A 20,271-nucleotide genomic window follows, 5' to 3' on the forward strand; every position below is an offset into this window, starting at 1 on the left:
ACCAGCCACCGCTATACCTCTGCAGAAAGCGAGTTGACAGATATAGGAGCGTCAATGCTCTTGCTGAAAACGTTAACGGCTCCTACAAGAACGAGCTGATCCATACCCGCAGGTGGGATGACGTTATCGAGGTAGAAATCGCAACGTTCGAGTGGGTGTCATGGTGGAACGAGACTAGGCTCCACCAAAGCTTGAGATACCGAACCCCAGTCGAGGTCGAAACCGAATTTTGGAAGCAGAACCCGCCACAGGAAATAATAGAAATCAAGGCAAATACCTAGGAACAAAACCCGGGACACTTCACGGGTGCCATCTATGAAGCAGACGCGAACGTCGCGACGGGAAGTGGCAAACACAGTGAGGGCTCGTTGGTTTATGAAGGGCTGCTGAACCTTACCGGTGCAGGGTTGATGGGCAGGCTACAGTACGAAGAGCTTGCGATCGACCTACCGATCTACCACGGAACGGCTGACCAAACGCTTCAACGTGGTGTTGGACATCTGAAAGGGACCTCCCTTCCCGTTGGTGGAGCGGGAACACGCTCTGTCCTCACGGCACACCGCGGACTTCCCGAAGCAACCCTGTTCAATGACCTTGACCAGGCACAGACGGGGGACACCTTTAGTGTGGTTGTGCTGAACGAGGTGATCACCTATCAGGTTGTTGACGTGCAGGTCATTGATCCAGACCAGACCGAGGCAATCATTGCCGACCCTGACCGAGATCTCATCACGCTCGTGACGTGTACCCCGCTCGGCATCAATTCTCATCGCATCCTCGTCACCGGGGAGCGGATTACCCCCACCCCGGTTGAGGATGTAAAGGTAGCCAATGAATCGCACCAGCTACCGGGCTTTCCCTGGTGGGCAGTCATCCTGTGCGTAACAGTGATTGCTCTCGGGACCTATATCTGGAGGAGTGGATATGGGAGGGCCACAAAACCCATGTCCACTCCTCCGCCTCAATAATGAGGACCATCTATCCCATTCAGTAGCGGGCTGATCGTCGCCTTCTACTTGCTGACGGGATAGAGCCTGATCTCGACAGCGTCGAGAAGAGAGAGGGGATCGTAATAACGGTCCCCTCTCTTGGCGCCCCAGTGAAGACAGGTACCAAGAAGACAATGTCCTTCCTCAATCGTGCCAATGACATCGCCCGTACTGACCCAGTCACCCGCAGAAACCGATGGATCCACGGGCATGTATGTCGTGCGAATGCCCGTCGAATGTTCGATCGACACGACGTTGTTGTCGACAACCCGCCCGGCATAAACAACCCTGCCCGGGCCAGCTGCCCGAATCTTCTCGTCAGGCTGCGAGGCAATATCGACGCCCCGATGACCGGAGAGCCAGTTGTGCTCGAGATGATCGAAGCCGCGAAGCACAGTCTTCGAAGACGTCGGCCAATCAAAGTCATCCGTACTAATGGGTGCTGAAGACGCCAAGGTATTACGAGATCCGGAAGGTACGGAAAGCGAAACCGACGGCAGTGAAGAAGACTCGGGTGTTGACGACAGCCTGTCGAACAGCGGTGGAACCTGCGAAGTATTTGCAGCAAGGGAAAGTGCGGACGGGGTCTGTTCCTTTAACTGAGCCCGATCTGCCTGCAGCCCACGTGCCTGTCCCTCATCCGCCGACACCCCACCTACCCGAGCCGCCTGCGTCTGAGGTGCATCCAATTTCTGAGACTCATCCTGCTGTCCAAATACGGTCTCACCCGAGTCGTTTTCAACCAGATGCGTGCCACTCGGGATCGGCTCTGTGGTGGGGATATCGGGATGTGGCAGGGAACTGACTACCGCGATACTGGTGCCGTGCCCGGCCAAATCCAGGGCAGTGGAACCGCCTTGGTTCTCCGCGGTCACTGGGACGAGGGAACTAATCTGCAAGAGCGTGAGGGCGATCAGAGCTGGAATCTTCATGCTTGAAGTTTCTTGCGTGGGAAGCGAGCTCCGATGAGGACGAGAGCCGCCGTGGGAATCGTCGATCATGCCGTGGTTGTGGACAGCAACTCTCAGACCCTGGATAGTGTGGCTGTCAGCGATGCAGTGGGTTTATTGCGCTGGTCCCCTCAAGACTGCTCAGAACTTGTCTCTGACACATTCTTGTGGACGAGGATCACAGCCGGGAGACACGCATGGATATGGTGGTTTGGTGCGGTTTTCCGCTAGGATAGGTGGGCATTCGGTTTATCCGAATGACTTCGCGTGTCCGAACACACCGACGATTCCAGTCCGCATCAGCGGTCCGTCGTCGCCGGGCACTAGGGACGGGACCACCCGGTTCACGTCAGTTAACTGGAAACCGCGCAATAGCGCAACGAAAGGCTACACATGGCAGTCGTTACCATGCGCCAGCTCCTTGAGAGCGGCGTCCACTTCGGGCACCAGACCCGTCGCTGGAACCCCAAGATGAAGCGCTTCATTCTCACCGAGCGCAACGGCATCTACATCATTGACCTCGAGAAGACCGTTGAGGACATCGAGCGCACCTACGACTTCGTCAAGGAGACCGTTGCTCACGGTGGCACGATCCTCTTTGTCGGAACGAAGAAGCAGGCCCAGGAGGCCATTGTCGAGCAGGCTTCGCGCGTTGGCATGCCCTACGTGACCGAGCGTTGGCTCGGCGGTATGCTCACCAACTTCTCCACCGTTCACCAGCGCCTTCAGCGCCTCAAGGAGCTTGAGCTCGTCGACTTCGACGACGTTGCTGGCTCCGGGCTCACCAAGAAGGAACTTCTCATGATGTCGCGTGAGAAGGAAAAGCTTGAGCGTACCCTCGGCGGTATCCGGAACATGAACAAGATTCCTTCCGCCATCTGGATCGTTGACACCAAGAAGGAGCACCTCGCGGTCTCCGAGGCTCAGAAGCTGAAGATCCCCGTTGTCGCTATCCTCGACACGAACTGTGACCCGGATGAGGTCGACTACCGCATTCCCGGCAACGATGACGCGATCCGTTCCGTCTCGCTGCTGACCCGCGTTGTTGCTGACGCCGTTGCTGCTGGCAAGATCCAGCGCGCCGGTGGCGAAGCCACGACCGAGGAAGAGCCCATGCCCGAGTGGGAGCGCGAGATGCTCGCCAAGGCTGACGCTCACGACGAAAAGGTTGCCGCCGAAGAGGCCGCTACCGAGGAGACTGCTGCCCCCGAGGCAACGCAGGAGCCGGCCGCTGCTGAGGCAGTAGAGGCTCAGACTGACGCCGCCCCCGAGGCGGAGACCACCACAGAAGCTGACAAGGCCTGAGAGGTAACCATTCATGGCTAACTACACCGCTGCCGATATCAAGGCTCTGCGCGAGAAGACCGGCGCAGGCATGCTCGACGTCAAGAACGCACTTGCCGAGGCCGAGGGCGATCCCGCCCGCGCCGAGGAGCTCCTTCGCCTGAAGGGCCTCAAGTCCATCGCCAAGCGCGAGGGACGTACCGCTTCCGCAGGCCTCGTTGTCTCGAAGGTTGTTGACTCGGCCGACGGCCAGACCGGCGTCCTCATCGAGCTCAACTCGGAGACCGACTTCGTTGCAAAGAACGACAAGTTCGTGACCTTCGCTGACAACGTCCTCGAGGCCGCTGTCGCATCGGGTGCAAAGACGGTTGACGAGCTTCTCGCAGCCAAGCTGGACGAGGGCACCGTCGAGGACGGCCTCAACGCCATGCAGGCAGCAATCGGCGAGAAGATCGAGATCGGCCACGTCGCCACCGTTTCCGGTGAGAACGTTGCCGCCTACATGCACCGCACCGCGACGGACCTGCCCCCGCAGGTTGGCGTTCTTGTTGCAACCGACGCCGCAGGCGCCGGCATTGCACACGACGTCGCGGTTCACATTGCTGCTCTCAACCCCTCGTACCTCGACCGTGACTCCGTCCCGGCCGATGTTGTCGAGAACGAGCGTCGCATTGCTGAAGAGGTCACCCGTGCAGAGGGCAAGCCCGAGCAGGCGATCGCCAAGATCGTCGAAGGCCGTCTCGGCGGCTACTTCAAGCAGGTCGTCCTCGTTGACCAGGCATACGCACGTGACCCCAAGCAGTCCGTCGGCCAGGTCGCCAAGGCCGCAGGCGCAACCATCACCGGTTTCGCCCGCGTCCGCGTCGGCACCGAATGATCGCTGATTAAGCACTAAGAGTTCTGCCCCCGCGGACCATCCGCGGGGGCAGAACTCTTTTCAAACTCAGTACAACCTCAGGAGCATGGATGCTCTCTGGGTGGGTGGATCAGTTCAGTTATCGATCTGTTGATCTTGGATAACTTCGTTCATCCACTGCCATGCGGCAACCGTTGCGGGGAAACCACGGGTGGTGATTCCAAGGAGGATCGCCTGTTCAACTTCTTCCTGGGTCGCGCCTGCCTGAAGGGCTTTGCGAACATTGGAGCGGACGGCTCCGTCGGCCTGGGAGCCGAGTGCGATGCCAAGCTTGATGAGGCGAGCAGTCTTGTCGTCAAGGGGGCCTGCTGAGTCGATGCTTGCTGCCAGTTCGTCCTGATTCTGGGCTACGTCGGGAAAACGGTTCCGGAAGGCAACGTAGATATTGGGAAGATGATCTGTCATGGAGTGCTCTCTTTCTGTTTATCCCAGCGTATCCGTAAACGAATCATCTATCAGTGCGGAATTGACGCCTATGAAACACTTCCGGAGCTGAGAGGTGCCTAGAATCGGGTCATGGAGAACTATGTCGACCGGGTCGATGGCACCCGTTATCCCCTTGGCGTGCCGCGTTGGCGTTCCGATGCTGGGCGGCCGCTGTGGATCGAGCCGGGACCGGGAATCCGGGCGAACGATATTGATGGCAGTACGAAGTCCCTGTGGCGGTATCGGAAATCCTTTCCGTTGACTATTGACCGGCCGATCACCTTGGGGGAGGGGTGCACTCCGCTGATCAACTCCACCAGCTCTGGGGCCCCTGTTCTGTATAAGCTTGATTTCCTCAACCCGACAGGAAGCTTCAAGGATCGCGGCACGTCAGTCATGCTCTCCTACCTGCGCCAGCACGGCATCACCGCCGTCCTTGAAGACAGTTCCGGCAATGGCGGGTCGTCGGTTGCCGACTATGCGGCGGCAGGCGGCCTTGACGTAAAGATTTTTGCTCCTGCCTCCACCTCTGCCGGGAAGGTCCTCCAGGTGCGTGCCTACGGCGCTGAAGTTGAGCTGGTACCGGACCCTCGTGAAGAATCCCAGAATGAAGCGATCCGTCAGGAGGGTCCTGCCTTCTATTCCAGCCACAACTGGCAGCCGTTCTTTCTCCAGGGAACGAAGACTCTCGCCTACGAGCTGTGGGAAGACCTCGGATTTGAGGTGCCGGACAATGTGATCGTCCCCGTCGGTGCCGGGTCCAGCCTGCTGGGCTGTTGGCTCGGCTTCACCGAACTTCGCAATGCCGGTGCCATCGAAAAGTTGCCGCGCCTATTTGCTGCCCAGCCGCTCAACTGCTCCCCGGTCGATGCTGCGTTCATCTCGGGTGGTGAAGAACGGCGGCGAATCGAGCCAACGATCGCGGAAGGGACCGCGATTGCTGAGCCCTTGCGCCTTTTGGAAATCTTGGATGCTCTGAAAGACACGGCCGGTGGAACCGTGGCAGTACCCGAGGAGGACATCGCTGCGGCGCTAGCGGATCTCTGCTCCCAGGGCCTGTTCGTCGAACCGACCAGTGCGACCGCTGCCGCGGCATTCTCTGCCCTCCTGAATACCGGCACGATTGCGAAGGGCGAGAAGACTGTTGTCCTGTTGACGGGGTCGGGAATGAAGGCCGCGCAAAAGGTTCATGATCTCATCGAGAGCGAGCCGCCCCGCAGCTGAATCCTGGCTGGGTAGCGCCGCGCTCTTGCTCAGGCTGTCCTCTCTACCTATTCGCAGGTGTAAGTTTTTAGAGAGGATCCCCGGCAGGTGGGCGTATAGTGTCAGCACAGTCAGAGGCGTATGCCCTGACACTTGAGGAAAGGGAGAACACGATGAAGCTTCCGAAAGTACTGGCTGTCATCCTTGCTGGTGGCAGCGGCTCAAGAATGGGGCCCTCACCGAGTCCCGCGCCAAGCCTGCGCTCCGTGTGGCCGGCTCCTATCGACTCATTGATGTATCTCTATCGAATCTCGTGAACTCCCAGATCTCCAATGTCTGGATCGTCGAGGAATACCAGCCGCACTCGCTTAACCAGTACCTGTCGGTCGGCAGGCCGTGGGACCTAGATCGAACTCATGGCGGCCTTCAATTGCTTGCGCCGTTCAGCGGGGACGAGAAGGGCGGGTTCTCCGACGGAAACAGTGATTCTCTCTGGCGGCAAAACGACCGCATGAAAGACCATGATCCCGACCTCGTCATCGTCCTTTCGGCCGACCATTTTTACACCATCGATTTCCTCGACATCATCGCCACCCACCGAGAGTCCGATGCCGACCTCACAATGGTGACGACTGTCGTCGACGAAGACGCGTCACGATACAGCGTGGTGAAAGTCAACCCAGAGGGTGGCGTCACTGACTTCTGGTACAAGCCAGATGAGCCGAAGACCAATCTTGTTGCAGCAGAGATTTTCTGCTTCTCCGCCAGCGAGCTGTTCTCAGCCCTGGACCATCTCCACGACAAGCTTGGGAAACTGTCTGACTACGGTGATGGCCTGTTGCCTTGGTACGTCGAGCACAAAAAGGTAGTTGAGCATCGGCTTGACGGGTATTGGAAAGACCTCGGAACGCTGACCGCCTATTGGGAGGCCCATATAGATCTGCTCCACGGCACCGGAGTAACTCTGGACGATCCGACATGGCCGATCCATTCCGCCCAGCCGAACCTCCTGCCAGCCCGGATCGAAAAGCCTGCCGCAATCGACAGGTCATACGTCGCTCCCGGGAGCGTCGTCTCGGGAAAAGTTCACGACAGCTTCCTCAGTCCGCTGTGCTCGGTGGAAGAGGGTGCCGCCGTGCAAGAATCGATTCTGCTCGACAACGTCCAGGTGCCTGCCGGAGTACATCTCCGTCGCTGCATCGTCGAATCCGGCGCCCAGCTGAAACCCGGAAGCTACGGAACAGATGACCTTGTTACGCTGATCGACGCTGACGGCAACGCGACGAAGGACGCATAGACTCAGGCCATGGGATCTTTAGGAATCAGGGCAGCAACGGTCCTCGACGCTGACCGTCTCGCTTTCGTTCACGGACAGTGCTGGAAAGAGTCGCACCGCGCTCTCTTGCCTGATGAGCTGATCGAGAGCAAAGAAGAGAAGATGAAAGGCATCTACCCAAAGGAGCTTGCCGACCCCGGGGCCACCTCATACTGGGTTGCCACGTGGGGCGGGGAGATCATCGGCTTCGCCGGTGCCACTGCTCTCGGGACCGGCCAGGAGCGGCCTCTGGAGCTCACCAGCCTTTATGTCATTGCGGATTACCAGGGCAGAGGCATAGGAGAGAAGCTGCTCAACTATGCCATCGGGGAAGCCCCCGCGCTCCTGTGGGTCATCGACGGCAGCGCGGCATCCGCCTTCTATCGAAGCCAAGGCTTTGCGTTCGACGGCACGAGCGAAATTCGGGACGACCTGGCAGGCGCGATTGTACAGAGGATGATCCGCTAGCGCCCATACGTGCCCGTGAAGAGTACCTGGACGGTCGGGGCGTGCAGGCGCGCCAGTTCTTCTCGCGGCATGCTCGCGATCGGCTCTGCCTGCGTCATGTAGCGGACCAGCATGAGGCCTAAAATGTGAGCAAGCCCGGACTCGATCCGATATTTTGCATTCTTGCCGCCGAGCAGGCGCGCCGCCGGCGTAATAATGACAGTGTCGAGCCACTGGCGATACTCGTCCAGTGTTTGATCAGAGCCGAGGAGGGAGCGGATCAGCACTTTAACCGTCGTCGTCATCCCGCTCGTCTCCCAAATCTCCATCGCTATCAGGAGCGTCCGATAACCGAGAGTCGCCCGGTCCGCAGAGAATAGGGCGAGGACGAGTTCGACAGGGTCTCCGGGCAGCGACATCGATTCGCGGAAGAGATTGGCTTTGCTGCCGAAATAGTAGTTGATGAGGGCCGCATCGACCCCAGCATCGTCCGCGATCTCCCGCATCGTCACCGCGCCGTAATCGTGCGACCAGAAGCGTGCACGAGCCGCTCTCAGAAGGTGGTCGCGGACCTCACCGCGGGCAGCTCGCGGCCCCCTGCGTTTACCCACGGCGGAGCAGGGACCTTTGGCCCAAAGTTTCGGCTCTGCCGAAAAGAGCACGGCCCTTCGTACCCCTAAACGGTGCGGATCCGCTGTTCAAATCTACGTGCATCCATAATTTCATCATGAATGAAAGTTTACTTGATCGCGGATAGGTTTAATTGTGGAGGTACCTTGATGACTATCCCGCTCAAACTCGGCATCGATGTCGGCTCAACCACCGTGAAAGCGGTGGTGTGGGATGGCGCGCGGACGATCTTTGACGACTATCGGCGACACAACGCGGATGTTCGCGCCGAACTCGCCAAACTGCTCCAGGATGTGAGCAGGCAGCTTGGCGATGTTGAAGTCCAGCCTGCTTTTACCGGCTCGGGCGGCATGCAGCTCGCAGACCAGCTTGACGTGAGCTTCGTCCAAGAAGTGATCGGCCAAACCGAGGTGACCCGCCAGCTGCATCCCGAGACCGATGTGATTATCGAACTGGGTGGCGAAGACGCCAAGCTCACCTACCTCCACCCGACTCCAGAACAGCGCATGAACGGCACATGTGCCGGTGGGACAGGAGCATTCATCGATCAGATGGCGTCGCTCCTCGCCACCGATGCAGCTGGTCTCAATGCTCTCGCCGCCGACTACACAGAGCTCTATCCGATCGCTTCGCGCTGTGGAGTCTTCGCCAAAACCGACGTGCAACCACTCCTCAACCAGGGCGTCCCTCACGAGGACATTGCGGCTTCTGTGTTCCAAGCAGTCGCTCTCCAGACTGTCGCCGGCCTCGCGGCAGGCCGACCGATTCGGGGAAGCGTGATGCTCCTCGGAGGACCCCTCCACTTCATGCCCGAACTTCGTCAGGCCTTCAGTCGAGTGCTTGACAAGGCTGATGAGTTTGTCGCTCCCGAAAATGCTCAGCTCTACGTGGCGATGGGGGCGGCGCTCCTTGCTGACGGGCGAACGACGAGGCTCAACGATCTTCTCGATGAGATGCTGACTCTCGATACGACGGCGCTGAGCTCGAACCGTATGAGAGCCCTGTTTGCTGACGAGCGGGAGAAGACTGAGTTTGATAGGAGACACGCTGCCTCCATCATCCCCACGAAGGACATTACTGAAGCTCGCGGGGCGTGCTATCTCGGCGTCGATGCCGGCTCGACCACAATCAAAGCGGTCCTCATCGATGAAGACGATTCAATCGTCTTCACGCATTACGCCTCGAACGAGGGAGATCCTGTCGCGGCTGCAGTCGATATTGTACGCCGGATCCAGACCGAGTTGCCGCCCGGTCTGAGCATCAACCGCTCCTGCTCGACCGGCTACGGCGAGGGTCTCGTCAAGACCGCGCTCGGCCTGGATGACGGCGAGATCGAGACGATGGCACACTTCCGGGCCGCGAACCACATGATGCCGGGCGTCGATTCGGTCATCGACATCGGCGGCCAGGATATGAAGTATCTGACGATCAAAGAAGGCGTGGTCGACTCGATTTCTGTCAACGAGGCCTGCTCATCTGGCTGCGGCTCGTTCCTGCAGACCTTTGCGCACACGATGGGGCAGAGCGTCGAGGGTTTTGCTCAGGCAGCGACGGAAGCGAAAAGCCCTGTCGATCTAGGGACGCGGTGCACGGTGTTCATGAACTCGTCGGTGAAGTCCGCTCAGAAGGAGGGCGCATGCGTCTCCGATATCTCGGCCGGCCTGTCGTACTCGGTTGTCCGCAACGCCCTCTTCAAGGTCATCAATCTCAAGAGCCCAGAGGATCTGGGTGAAAAGGTAGTAGTGCAGGGCGGAACATTCCTCAATGACTCCGTCCTCCGTGCTTTCGAGCTTCTGACGAAGCGGGAAGTGGTGCGGCCGAACCTTGCCGGCCTTATGGGTGCGTACGGTGCTGCTCTCACCGCAAAAATGAATGATGATGGTTCGCCGGGCCCTCACGTCCTTCCTCTCGAAGAACTGGATACGCTCACTGTTGAGACGTCGACCAAGGTGTGCAGGCTCTGCCAAAACCACTGCAAGATGACGATCAGCGACTTCTCGAGCGGACAGCGCCACGTGTCCGGCAACCGCTGTGCTCGGGGCGCTTCGCTTGAGAAACGCCCCCCGAAATCGCCGATACCGAACATGTTCGACTGGAAGTACAAGCGCACGTTCGGCTACCGCAGGCTTACAGAAGCGAAGGCTTTCCGCGGCGACATCGGTGTTCCGCGGGTGCTCGGCCTGTACGAAAACTATCCCTTCTGGTTCACGGTGCTCACCAGCCTCGGCTTCAGGGTGATGCTGTCCGGCAGGTCGAGCCACAACCTGTTCGAGGATGGCATGGAGTCAATCCCGTCAGAGAACGTCTGCTATCCGGCGAAGCTTGCCCACGGCCACATTGAATCGCTCCTCGACAAGGGCCTGAAAACGATCTTCTATCCGTGCGTCTCCTACGAGAAAGACACATCGATCGGACAGGACAACACGTTCAACTGCCCGATCGTCGCAACCTACCCTGAGGTGCTCCGGAACAACATGGAGCGCCTTGCCGGTGATGATGTCAATTTTATTTCCCCGTTCGTCTCTCTTGCAGACCGTGAGCTCCTCCCGAAGCGGGTTACCGAGACCTTTGCCGACTTCGGCGTCACCGAAGAAGAAGCGCGCAAGGCGTGTGATGCTGGGTGGGATGAAGACGATGCCTACCGGCAGGACATCCTCGATAAGGGCAGAGAATCCCTCGACTACATCGCTCAGCACAACCTCCGCGGTATCGTTCTCGCAGGAAGGCCCTACCACCTCGACCCGGAGATCAACCACGGCACCCCAGACGTCATCATCGGACTCGGTATGGCAGTTCTGACGGAAGATGCTGTGCCATTCGACAGCCTCGAACGCCCGCTGCGCGTGCGCGACCAGTGGGCCTATCATTCGCGTCTCTATGAGGCGGCCGCAACCGTCGGTACGGCCCCGGATCTGCAGCTGGTGCAGCTCACCTCGTTCGGATGCGGGCTAGATGCGGTCACATCCGACCAAGTCATCGAGATTCTTGAAGAAGAGAACGACGTCTACACCGGACTGAAAATCGATGAAATCTCCAATCTCGGTGCCGCGCGCATCAGGCTCCGCTCGCTGGCCGCAGCGGCGGATGAGCGGATGGAGTCCACGAGTATTTCGACACGGCCAGAGAGCGGTGGGGATCAGGACACGGCAGCCAAGGCTGCTGAGAAGTATCCGAAGGTCGAGTTTACGAAGCAGATGCGAGAGGACTATACGATCCTTGCACCACAGATGGCGCCGATCCACTTCCGCTTCCTTGCCCCGGCTCTCCGTAGGGCCGGATACAACGTCAAGCTGCTTGAACATGCCTCCAATGACAATATCGAGACGGGCCTGACCTTCGTGCACAACGATGCATGCTACCCGGCGATCGTCGTCATCGGCCAGCTGATCTCCCAGTTCACCGAAGGGAGGGAGGATCCGGATTCGACGGCTGTCATGATCACCCAGACGGGCGGGATGTGCCGCGCCACCAACTATGCCGCCATACTCCGCAAGGGCCTGGCAGATGCCGGGTATCCGCAGGTCCCTGTCATCGCCGCCTCGGCCCAGGGGATTGAAGAGAACTCTGGATTTGAGCTGACGCTCCCTCTCATCCACCGCGCCTTCCAAGCGGTCACGATCGGCGACGTCCTGCAGAAAGTCCTGTTGCGGACCAGGCCCTACGAGATCGACGGCAATGCGACAGCACTGTATGAGTACTGGGACCAGATCGGGCGGGAATTCTTTGAGACTGGATATTCGACGACCCTCGGGCGGCGCACGACTTTCACAAAATTGATCAAAGAAATCGTCGCCGAGTTTGATGTGCTTCCCCTTCAGGACATTCCTCGCAAACCCCGCGTCGGGATCGTCGGCGAGATTCTCGTCCAATACCATCCGGATGCGAACAACAATGCTGTCGGCACGGTTGAGGCAGAAGGGTGTGAAGCAGAATTGCCTTCACTCGCGCAGTTCTTCCAAAACGCACTCGCAACCGCGCAGTGGAAGCATGACAACCTGGGCAATCTCACGCAGAAGCAGGCCAACCTTCACAAGGCTGGGCTGTGGGTCATGCAGCAGTACGAGAAGACAGCGCGCAAGGCACTCGAGGGTTCTGAACGATTTGATGCTGGAGCAACCATTCAAGAGCTCCGGGAGAAGGCACAGGACATCGTCTCTCTCGGCAACCAGGCCGGGGAGGGCTGGTACCTCGTCGCTGACATGATGGACATGATCGAGCGAGGCTGTTCGAACATCATCTGTGCCCAGCCGTTCGCCTGCTTGCCCAACCATGTTGTTGGGCGGGGCATGTTCCGGGCACTGCGAAATAAGTACGATAACGCGAACATCGTCTCGATCGACTATGACGCAGGAGCCTCACCCGTGAACCAGCTCAACCGCATCAAGCTGATGATCTCGACCGCCTTCCTCGGCCATGAAAGCGAGCTCGACGAGGTCGAAGAAGCGACCGATTCCAAGGTCTCTCTCGGCATGCCGAGGCTCCGAATTGGAGCGCGGACCTAGGTGACAAGAAGCTGAGACCACGGCACGTTTCAGCTTCGCTGAGATCGGCCAGGATCCACACAACGCTGCGGGACTTAAGTCTCAGAAGAGCATTTAAACAACGGAAATAGGCTCTAAATTTGCGGCCACCACATGACCATAAATGGGCGTAAGGGACAAATACAGCTCTATGGTGAGAGGGTCAGCAAGCCCGTGCCCAGGAGTTTGAGGAGCCCAGTTGTTCAGTTCGGTCATGACATCGCTTCCAGCGGAAATGTTCCAGCCGGATACATCGGCTATCGGCGCCAGCCTCACCTGGTCCGCCCTTGTGAGCCTGCTTCCGCTGGTGTTCTTCTTTGTGGCCCTCGGTGCTTTCTCCCTTCCGACCCAGTGGTGCGCGGTCGGGTCGCTCGTCGTTGCGATCATTGTCGCGGTCATCGGGTTCGATATGCCCGTCGGCATGTCCCTCATGTCTGCAGTCGAAGGCGCTGCTTTCGGCCTGCTCCCGATCATCTATATCGTCATCATGGCGGTCTGGCTCTACAACCTCACCGAGAGATCCGGGCGGTCAAAAGACGTCCAGGCTGTCTTCTCCCTTGTCGGCAAGGGCGACAAGCGCATCCAGGGCCTCCTCATCGGTTTCGCATTCTGCGGCCTCCTTGAGGGCTTGGCGGGCTTCGGCGCTCCTGTCGCGATCGCCTGCGCGATGATGTGGGCGCTCGGTCTGCCTCCGGTCAGATCCGCGATTGCAGTCATGGTCGGCAACGCCATCAACGTCGGTTTCGGAGCGATGGCCATCCCGGTCACGACTGTCGCTAACCTCGGCGGCGAAGATCCCGTCGTTGTCGGCGCCACGATGGGCCGAATCACCCCGATCCTCTTTCTCCTCATCCCCTTCCTCATGCTTTTCATCCTTGACGGTTTCCGCGGTATCAAGCAGTGCTGGCTCGCGGCAGTCGTGTCGTGGTTCGGCATGGCGGCAGGGCACCTGGTGGGCACGCACCTCCTCTCCTACGAGCTGACAGCCGTATTTGCCTCGCTTCTCTCCTTCATCCTGCTCGCTGCTCTGCTGACCCGCTGGTCGCCCACCACCCCGGAGGAGCTGCGCTCCCCGCCAGCCGATGAGAGGCTCTCCGTCTCCCAGACTGTCCTCGGCCTGCTCCCGTACTGGCTCGTTGTCATCGTCTTCGCCATTGCCAAACTCTGGACCTTCGGGGTTGATATCCCAGGCGCGCTCGACTCGACGACTTTCAGTTTCGTGTGGCCAGGTCTGGAGGGGGTCATGGCAGCTCAAGGCGGCCAGAACTCTGCGGTCGTGTTCTCCGTTCCGTGGCTTGCATCGCCCGGCACGATGCTTTTCCTGACCGGACTCATCGTCTGTGCTGTCTATGCGGCAAGCGATGGGGGCGGGAAATATCGGCTCCCGTTCCGAGAAGGGTTGAGAACGCTCGGCGTCACAATCTACGAACTCCGCATCTCCATTCTCACGATCTGTCTGGTCATGTCGCTCGCCTACGTCATGAACCTCTCCGGTCAGACGGTGACGATCGGCGCGTGGCTGTCCGCAACCGGAGCGGCCTTTGCGTTCCTCTCTCCGCTGCTCGGCTGGATCGGCACCGCCGTCACCGGATCGGCAACCTCGGCGGGCGCGCTGTTCGGCAACCTGCAGGCAACCGCCGCACAATCGGCGAATCTCCCGCCGCAGCTGCTGCTCGGCGTCAACGAGGTCGGCGGCGGTATCGGCAAGATCATCAGCCCCCAGAACCTCGCCATCGCCGCCTCGGCCGTCAAGTCCGAAGGGAGCGAATCGGAGATCCTCCGAAAGGCGCTGCCGTACTCGCTCTCCCTCATTGTCTTGTTGGGTGCGATCACCTTCCTCGCCTCCAACGGAATCCTCGGATTCCTCGTCGTCTAGAAAGGACCGATTATGAAAATCGCCCTGTTCTCCACCTGCCTGAACGATGTCATGTTCCCGCAGGCGGCCCAGGCAACAGTGCACCTGCTCGAGCGGCTCGGACACACCGTCGTGTTCCCGAAGGACCAGGCATGCTGCGGGCAGATGCACATCAACACCGGGTATTACCCCGAAGCCATGCCGATGATCCGCAATCATGTCCAGACGTTCGAACCGGTGCTCAACGGCGAGTGGGATGCGATCGTTGCCCCGTCAGGATCATGCACCGGCTCGATCCGCACACAGCACGCGATGGTGGCCCGTGAGCAGGATGACGAGGGGCTGGCGTCGAAGGCCGAGCTCATCGCAGAGAAGACATTCGACCTGCCTGAGCTCATCGTCGACGTGCTCGGACAGACGGACGTGGGCGCGTACTTCCCGCACCGGGTTACGTACCACACGACGTGCCACTCCCTTCGGGTAGCACGCGTCGGCGACAAGCCGCTCCAGCTCCTTCAGGAGGTGGAGGGGATCGATTACGTGCCGCTGCCTGACTCGGACGAATGCTGCGGTTTCGGCGGAACATTCTCGCTGAAGAACTCCGATGTGTCGGCAGCGATGATGTCCGACAAGATGGCGAACGTGAAATCGACGGGTGCGGAGATCCTCGTCGCCGGTGACTATTCGTGCCTTATGAGCATTGCCGGCGGCCTGTCGCGGACCCGCGCCGGCATCCGAGCCATTCATCTTGCCGAGGTGCTGGCAGGAACGAGAGCCGAGCCGTGGACAGCTCCGGCGACGAACACGAAGGTGGGTGCATGATGCTGGACAAGCTGAAAGAACTCGGCTCGAAAATGGGCCTCAACCCGACAGACTGGGCGGCCAACGACGTTGAGGAGGAGAAGCTCGGCTGGTATCCCGGCGTGCCGACTCCGCAGGATCCGCTCCGCTGGGGCAAGTCCTTCCCGGAAGGCGCGGCCATTACCCTGCAGAACACGCAGATGAGGCAGAACCTCGGATATGCGACCGGCAAGATCCGGACAAAGCGTAATACGCGCGCAGAAGAGCTTTCTGATTGGGAGGAGCTCCGCGAAGCGGGCTCTGTCATCAAACGCAACACGCTCGCGAACCTTCCCGAACTGCTCGAGATGTTTGAGCAGAAGGTGACCGAGCGCGGCGGTATCGTTCACTGGGCGCGCGATGCAGATGAGGCAAACGAAATAGCCCATAGGATCATCCAGGAGAAGGGCGTCGACGAGGTCGTCAAGGTCAAGTCGATGGCGACGCAGGAGATCAACATGAACTCCTACCTCGAGAAGCGCGGAATCCAGGCATGGGAGACAGACCTGGCCGAGATGATCGTGCAGCTGTCCAAGGACATGCCCTCCCATATCGTCGTCCCTGCGATCCACCGCAACAGATCAGAGGTCAAGGCGATCTTTGAGGCCCGCATGGAGGAGCGTCCCCGCTTCGCCACCGACGAGCCCCGTGAGCTCGCTATGGCTGCCCGTGCGCACCTGCGGAAGAAGTTCCTATCCGCGAAGGTCGCTGTGTCGGGTGCTAACCTCGGCGTCGCAGAGACCGGAACCCTTGCCGTCTACGAGTCGGAGGGCAACGGCCGCATGTGCCTCACCCTCCCTGAAACTCTCATCACCGTCATGGGGATCGAGAAGATTGTTCCGAGCTACCGGGACATCGAAGTGTTCTCCCAGCTCTTGCCGCGGTCTGCGACGGGGGAGCGGATGAACCCGTACACGTCCTTCTGGACGGGTGTCGAAGAAGGCGATGGGCCCCAGGAGTTCCACCTCATCCTCATGGACAACGGACGCACCAATGTTATGAAAGATGAAGTCGGCAGGGAGGCTCTCAAGTGCATCCGCTGCGCGGCATGCATGAACATCTGCCCCGTGTACCGAGTTTCGGGCGGCCATGCCTACAACTCGGTCTACCCGGGCCCCATCGGAGCGATTCTCACGCCCCAGCTCTTGGACGCAACAGACCGGAAGGACCCGGCAACATCATTGCCGTTCGCGTCGACCCTGTGCGGAGCCTGCTACGACGTCTGCCCGGTCAAGATCAACATCCCTGAAATACTCGTCCACCTCCGCCACAAGATCACCGATGCGAACCGCGGCGGCATTCCGAACGCCTGGGATGTTGCGATGAAGGGCAGCTCGAAGGTCATGCAGAACGGCAAGGCTATGGGCAAGGTCGGAGATGCCATGAAGGCAGGCAGAGCGGTCGCGGGCAAGGAACGCAAAATCGGACACCTCCCGCTGCCGGTCATCAAGGAGTGGACCGAGACGAGAGATGTGCCAGCGCCTCCGGCGCAGAGCTTCCGAGCATGGTGGGCAGAACGGAATGAGGAAGACAAGTGAACAAGGCGAAACAGGAGATCATGGACCGTATCCGTGCGGCCGGAGACATTCCGGCACACGAGGTCCCGCGCGACTACCACATGGATGGTGCCGGATCCCGAGAAGAGATCCTCCACGAGATGGTCGTTGCACTCGAAGACTATACAGCGATCGTTACCCTCGTTGCCCCCGACGGCATCGAGGAAGCCATCGACGCCATGCTTGAAGGCCTCACCTCGGTTGTGGTTCCACCAGGATTAGAACAATCCTGGAAGGACGCTGCCGCCCGGCGCGGCCGCGATGTACGCGTCGATGCGCCACCTCTCAGCAAGGACGAGCTCGACTCGACGGACGCTGTCGTGACAGCCTCTCGCGTCGGTGTTTCGCTCTCGGGAACGATCATGCTGGACGGTGAGCCCGACCAGGGCCGCCGAGCCATCAGCCTCGTCCCCGACACCCATATCGTCGTTCTCGAGGCCGATGCAATCAAAGCGACCCTGCCGGAAGCCGTCAAGGTCCTCGAAGAGAACCCGCTCCGGCCTACAACGTGGATCGCTGGCCCCTCAGCCACCTCCGACATCGAACTGGTCCGCGTCGACGGGGTACACGGCCCCCGCAACCTCAGCGTCATCATCGTCGAACGCTGACTGTTTGAGGCCCCGGATTCCGGGGCCTCAAACATGGTCATAGCTGGATGCTGGACCCTATAGCAGGTGCTTGTGAAATGTCAGCTTGTAGGGCCGAGGACAACATTTGCCCAGCTCGAGTGGAGGGACTCCTGGTCCGAAGGCTGGAACAGGCCTGCGAGAACGTCGCGGTAGAGACGGGAGAGCTCGTTCGAGTTCGAGTAGGAAGACCCTCCGCATGACCGGATAGCCTGCTCCACAGCATGCAGAGATGCTTCGGATGCGGCGTTCTTCGCTGCGGACAGCTGCGGGTACCAGAGGTCGCCCCGGTCCCGGCCCTCATCAAGATCCCGTGCTATGAGAGTGACCTCCGCGGTCGCGGAGTTCATCCGCAGCGCAGCACTGGCAAGCCGCCACCTGATGTCCGGATCGTTCGCGTAGACGTCCTGGTGAAGGACAGACTTACGGGTCTTCACCTTTTCTGCGGCAACTTCGATGGCTCTGTTGCCGATGCCGAGGTAGGTCGCGGCGAGGAAAACTTCAAAGTAGGAGAAAATGCCGAAGATGACGGGCTCATAGGAGGGGCCCGGTTCAACGCGCTGCAAGATTTGATCGGCTGGAGCGTGGGCTCCTTCAAGCAGGGTGGAGTTAGACTGCGTGCCCCTCATGCCCAGGGTGTCCCAGTCATCCTTGATCGTGAACCCGCCGTCCTCGCGGTTCAGGATGGCGAAAACCGAGTGGGGACCATCTTCGCCCGTATCGTCGCGAGCAAACGTCATGAGCTTCGTCCACACGGGGGACAGGGACGTGAAGACCTTGAGCCCGTGGAAGGAGTATCCGCCCTCCCCGTCGGGACGGGCCTCGGAGATCGAGCCAAAGAGAACAAGGTCGTTACCGGGTTCGGAGATACCGAAGGCGAACACGTCCCCGGCCATGGCACCCTCGAGGATCTGCTTGCCGGAGTCCACGCCGTTAGCGACCAGGTGACGACCGAGGCCAACGATGATCTGGTGCATGTTGATGGCAAGAGCAGTGGACGGTGCTGCTTGGGCGAGGCGGGTCTGCTCAACGCAGATCTCTTCCGTGGTTAGTCCGCCCCCGCCGTACTCCTTGGGAACATAGGCGGTCAGATAACCTGCGTCCTTCAGTTCCTTCAGGTCCTCATCGGGAAAGACATTGTTCTTATCCACCTCGTCTGCACGGGAGTGAATACGGTCAAGGAGGTCAGCGCTGAGGAACATTACCCATCATCTCTTTCAACTAGGTACCTGCCATTCCAACACTACCCCTGGCAGAAGACATGGGAACTCGATATCCAGGGAGAGCCGGACTCCCAGCACCGACAATCGGCTGGCGTGAATTCCTTGAAGTGTGCCGCGTGTAGAAAGGGGGTGTAACGATCCCGGCAAGCGGTACGCAAACCGCTATAGCTTGACCTGGGATCTTGTGAAAAAGCTACTGAAAGAGCTAGCAAGGAGTAGGGAAACGACCGGTGGCCAGGACGAATCCTGGCCACCGGTGAGAGAAGGAAGATGACTTTTGTGAGCGCTTCTTCGTTTGGGCTACTTGCTGATGACGTCCATGGCCTGACGGGCGATGGCGAGCTCTTCGTTCGTGGGAACGATAAGGACCTGGACGGACGAGTCGCCCGTCGAGATCTGGCGGATATCGTCGCTACGGACGCCATTGGCTTCCAGGTTGAGCTTGATGCCGAACGAGTTGAGACGCTCGATGACCTCGGCGCGAAGCAACTCGTCGTTCTCGCCAATGCCTGCGGTGAAGGCAATCGTGTCCAGGCCACCCATGACAGCGGCGTAGGAACCGATGTACTTGACGAGGCGGTGGACGTAAATGTCGAGCGCCTCGCGGGCAAACTTGTCGCCACCGTTCGCGAGAGCCCGCACGGCCCTCATATCGTTCTCACCGGCCAGGCCCTTAAGGCCCGACTGCTTGTTGAACAGGTTGTCGAGCTCGCCAACATTCATGCCACCAACGCGGCTCAGGTGGAAGATAACAGCAGGGTCGATATCGCCCGTGCGGGTTCCCATGACCAGACCCTCGAGCGGGGTAAGACCCATCGAGGTGTCAACGGCTTCACCGTTTACAACCGCGGAGACGGATGCGCCGTTGCCGAGGTGAAGGACGATCTGCTTGAGATCGTCCCGGCCCGTGAACTCGGCAACCTTCTGTGACACGAACTGGTGGGAGGTGCCGTGCGCACCGTAGCGGCGCACAGCGTACTTGTCTGCAACCTCGCGGTTCAGAGCGTAGCGGGCAGCCTCCTCGGGCAGGGTCTGGAAGAAGGCCGTGTCGAAGACGACAACATGCGGAACATCGAGAAGCTCGCGAGCAACATCAATACCGCGGAGGTTCGCGGGGTTGTGCAGAGGAGCGAGCGGAGCAAGCTCCTCAACGAGGTCACGGACCTCATCGGTGACAAGCGCCGGACCATCGAAGTGGTTACCGCCCTGGACAACGCGGTGACCGACGGCCTTGATGCCGGCTCCGGACAGCTGAGGACCAATCTTCTCGAACAGGTTGAGAACGAAACGCAGGCCCTCGCCGTGGTCGGCGAGAACAAGGTCGTATTCGTGCTTCTCACCCTGGTAGGTGTGCTTCACATGGGAAGATGACTCGCCGATCTGCTCGACAAGGCCGACCGCGATCGCATCGCCCGACTCCGGATCGACGAGCTGGTACTTGATAGAGGAGGAGCCGGAGTTGATGACGAGGACTGTCATGAATTGCCTTTC

General features: G+C 59.7%; 17 protein-coding genes and 1 pseudogene. 13 read left to right on the top strand and 5 right to left on the bottom strand.

What is annotated here, in order from left to right; genetic code table 11:
- Together ACTHUY_RS04465 and ACTHUY_RS04470 are read left to right on the top strand one after the other, a co-directional pair.
- Positions 1–281 (top strand): integrase core domain-containing protein (locus tag ACTHUY_RS04465; protein WP_441677826.1); only part of this gene is annotated, 281 nt, incomplete at its 5' end.
- Positions 282–311: 30 nt separating this feature from the next.
- The gene (locus ACTHUY_RS04470; protein WP_441677902.1) at positions 312–968 is read left to right on the top strand and encodes a class C sortase; all 657 of its coding nucleotides are present in this window, start codon (positions 312–314) and stop codon (positions 966–968) included.
- A 44-nt stretch (positions 969–1,012) separates the two neighbouring features.
- Here ACTHUY_RS04470 and ACTHUY_RS04475 read toward each other — a convergent pair whose 3' ends face one another.
- Positions 1,013–1,921, bottom strand: a complete 909-nt coding sequence (locus ACTHUY_RS04475; protein WP_441677828.1) for a M23 family metallopeptidase — start codon at positions 1,919–1,921, stop codon at positions 1,013–1,015.
- A 411-nt stretch (positions 1,922–2,332) separates the two neighbouring features.
- Between ACTHUY_RS04475 and rpsB the strand changes: the two genes are divergently transcribed.
- A complete protein-coding gene (rpsB, locus tag ACTHUY_RS04480; protein WP_441655834.1) occupies positions 2,333–3,244 on the top strand; it encodes a 30S ribosomal protein S2 in 912 nt (303 codons plus the stop codon).
- 13 nt (positions 3,245–3,257) lie between these two features.
- A complete protein-coding gene (gene tsf / locus ACTHUY_RS04485; protein ID WP_441675041.1) occupies positions 3,258–4,100 on the top strand; it encodes a translation elongation factor Ts in 843 nt (280 codons plus the stop codon).
- 114 nt (positions 4,101–4,214) lie between these two features.
- Here the strand turns inward: tsf and ACTHUY_RS04490 are convergent, their stop codons facing one another.
- Complete coding sequence (locus ACTHUY_RS04490) at positions 4,215–4,544, bottom strand: carboxymuconolactone decarboxylase family protein (protein ID WP_441675042.1); 330 nt, start codon at positions 4,542–4,544, stop codon at positions 4,215–4,217.
- 111 nt (positions 4,545–4,655) lie between these two features.
- Between ACTHUY_RS04490 and ACTHUY_RS04495 the strand changes: the two genes are divergently transcribed.
- The 4 genes and pseudogenes from ACTHUY_RS04495 to ACTHUY_RS04510 all read left to right on the top strand — a co-directional run bounded on the left by ACTHUY_RS04495 (position 4,656) and on the right by ACTHUY_RS04510 (position 7,551).
- Entirely contained in the window at positions 4,656–5,789 is a 1,134-nt protein-coding gene (locus ACTHUY_RS04495) for a threonine synthase (protein WP_441675043.1), read from the top strand.
- 226 nt (positions 5,790–6,015) lie between these two features.
- Positions 6,016–6,699: pseudogene (locus ACTHUY_RS04500) on the top strand (sugar phosphate nucleotidyltransferase); the annotation flags it as partial.
- 108 nt (positions 6,700–6,807) lie between these two features.
- Positions 6,808–7,065 (top strand): hypothetical protein, encoded by a 258-nt coding sequence (locus ACTHUY_RS04505; protein ID WP_441675095.1) that lies wholly within the window; start codon positions 6,808–6,810, stop codon positions 7,063–7,065.
- A gap of 9 nt (positions 7,066–7,074) precedes the next feature.
- Positions 7,075–7,551, top strand: coding sequence for a GNAT family N-acetyltransferase (locus tag ACTHUY_RS04510; protein ID WP_441675044.1), 477 nt, complete (start codon positions 7,075–7,077; stop codon positions 7,549–7,551).
- Here the strand turns inward: ACTHUY_RS04510 and ACTHUY_RS04515 are convergent.
- Positions 7,548–8,141, bottom strand: coding sequence for a TetR/AcrR family transcriptional regulator (locus ACTHUY_RS04515; protein WP_441675045.1), 594 nt, complete (start codon positions 8,139–8,141; stop codon positions 7,548–7,550). The genes ACTHUY_RS04510 and ACTHUY_RS04515 overlap by 4 nt on opposite strands.
- Positions 8,142–8,309: 168 nt before the next feature.
- Between ACTHUY_RS04515 and ACTHUY_RS04520 the strand changes: the two genes are divergently transcribed.
- The 5 genes from ACTHUY_RS04520 (at position 8,310) to ACTHUY_RS04540 (ending at position 17,539) form a co-directional block, all read left to right on the top strand.
- Positions 8,310–12,662, top strand: a complete 4,353-nt coding sequence (locus ACTHUY_RS04520; protein WP_441675046.1) for an acyl-CoA dehydratase activase-related protein — start codon at positions 8,310–8,312, stop codon at positions 12,660–12,662.
- A 232-nt stretch (positions 12,663–12,894) separates the two neighbouring features.
- The gene (locus tag ACTHUY_RS04525) at positions 12,895–14,556 is read left to right on the top strand and encodes an L-lactate permease (RefSeq protein WP_441675047.1); all 1,662 of its coding nucleotides are present in this window, start codon (positions 12,895–12,897) and stop codon (positions 14,554–14,556) included.
- 12 nt (positions 14,557–14,568) lie between these two features.
- Positions 14,569–15,357, top strand: coding sequence for a (Fe-S)-binding protein (locus ACTHUY_RS04530; protein ID WP_441675048.1), 789 nt, complete (start codon positions 14,569–14,571; stop codon positions 15,355–15,357).
- Between the two features lie 32 nt (positions 15,358–15,389).
- Complete coding sequence (locus tag ACTHUY_RS04535) at positions 15,390–16,913, top strand: LutB/LldF family L-lactate oxidation iron-sulfur protein (protein ID WP_441675096.1); 1,524 nt, start codon at positions 15,390–15,392, stop codon at positions 16,911–16,913.
- Between the two features lie 20 nt (positions 16,914–16,933).
- Entirely contained in the window at positions 16,934–17,539 is a 606-nt protein-coding gene (locus ACTHUY_RS04540; RefSeq protein WP_441677903.1) for a LutC/YkgG family protein, read from the top strand.
- 80 nt (positions 17,540–17,619) lie between these two features.
- Here ACTHUY_RS04540 and ACTHUY_RS04545 read toward each other — a convergent pair whose 3' ends face one another.
- Positions 17,620–18,759, bottom strand: a complete 1,140-nt coding sequence (locus tag ACTHUY_RS04545) for an acyl-CoA dehydrogenase family protein (RefSeq protein ID WP_441677830.1) — start codon at positions 18,757–18,759, stop codon at positions 17,620–17,622.
- A gap of 321 nt (positions 18,760–19,080) precedes the next feature.
- On the bottom strand, positions 19,081–20,259 hold the full coding sequence (locus ACTHUY_RS04550) for an acetate/propionate family kinase (protein WP_441677832.1): 1,179 nt from the start codon (positions 20,257–20,259) through the stop codon (positions 19,081–19,083).
- Between the last annotated feature and the right edge of the window lie 12 nt (positions 20,260–20,271).

Source organism: Flaviflexus sp. (assembly GCF_052087705.1).
Classification (GTDB): domain Bacteria; phylum Actinomycetota; class Actinomycetes; order Actinomycetales; family Actinomycetaceae; genus Flaviflexus; species Flaviflexus ciconiae.